This window comes from Polynucleobacter yangtzensis (genome assembly GCF_001595965.1).
Lineage (GTDB): Bacteria > Pseudomonadota > Gammaproteobacteria > Burkholderiales > Burkholderiaceae > Polynucleobacter > Polynucleobacter yangtzensis.
In genome coordinates this window covers 1-1,151 of sequence record NZ_LOJI01000021.1, presented here as the reverse complement: position 1 = coordinate 1,151, position 1,151 = coordinate 1, and the positions used below count along the sequence as shown (strand labels likewise).

The following is a 1,151-nucleotide window of genomic DNA, read 5'->3' as shown; positions in this document are numbered from 1 at the left end:
AAGAACAACAACATCGCATCTCCAGTTTCTGCAGCACAAGGATATGACTCTGTTTACCTCTTGGCAGCCGCTATCAAGCAAGCTAACAGTACAGAGGGACCAAAGATTGTTGCAGCATTGCAAGATCTGAAGGCTCCAGTTGATGGTGTGATCATGACTTACAACAAGCCATTCACAGCAACTGATCACGAAGCAATTAAAGCTAAAGACGTAGTGATGGGTGTGGTTGAGAACGGTCGCGTTGAGTTCTTGAACGCTGAGGATGCGAAGCCTAAGAAGAAGTAATCGACTCAAGGTCGCAGTGCAAATCCATTCTTTATTTTGCACTGCAGCAATTGATAAAACAGAGCGCCGCCCAAAATGCGGCGTTTATTAAGATATTTAAACCGTCAATAAAACAGTATTAAGAATATTTAGGCCAATAACATGGAAATGCTCGCACAAATCCTCTCAAGCGGTATCGCTGTGGGGATGATCTATGCTGTTATCGCATTTGGATTTCAGCTCACTTTTGCCACTTCTGGCACATTAAACTTCGGTCAAGGTGAAGCGCTGATGTTAGGCGCTCTAGTAGGTTTAACCTGCGTTGACACTTTCGGCATGAACTACTGGGTAATGATTCCAATCGTTTGCCTGTTCGGCATGATTCAGGGTAGCTTCGTTGAGTTAATCGGTGTTCGCCCTGCGATCAAAATTAAATCCGAGTTTGGTTGGATTATGTCCACCATCGCTCTCGGTATTATTTTCAAGAACGTTGCTGAAAACATTTGGGGTCGCGATGCATTGCCATTCCCATCGCCTTTGCCAATGGAGCCAATGAGCTTCTTGGGCGCAAGTATTCTGCCAATGGAAATTTTAGTGGTGGTTGGTGCGTTGGTCATGATGTTGTTAGTAGAGTTTTTTAACCGTAAAACAATTTACGGTAAGGCTGTTGTGGCAACAGCAAACGACCGCGATGCTGCTGGCTTGATGGGCATTAATACCAGCGTAGTGATTACCTTCTCTTACGCGCTCTCTTCTTTAACTGCAGCGTTTGCTGGTGTGTTGATTGCACCATTGACGCTGACTGGCGCAACTATGGGTGGCGCGCTGGGATTGAAGGCATTCGCAGTAGCGATTATTGGCGGCTTATCTAGCGGCATGGGCATCAT

General features: G+C 45.8%; 1 protein-coding gene and 1 pseudogene. Both read left to right on the top strand.

What is annotated here, in order from left to right; genetic code table 11:
- A pseudogene (locus JaK3_RS05770) lies at positions 1–285 on the top strand (ABC transporter substrate-binding protein); the annotation flags it as partial.
- Between the two features lie 141 nt (positions 286–426).
- Positions 427–1,151: branched-chain amino acid ABC transporter permease (locus JaK3_RS05765; RefSeq protein ID WP_068321962.1), on the top strand; the 725-nt coding region annotated here is incomplete at its 3' end.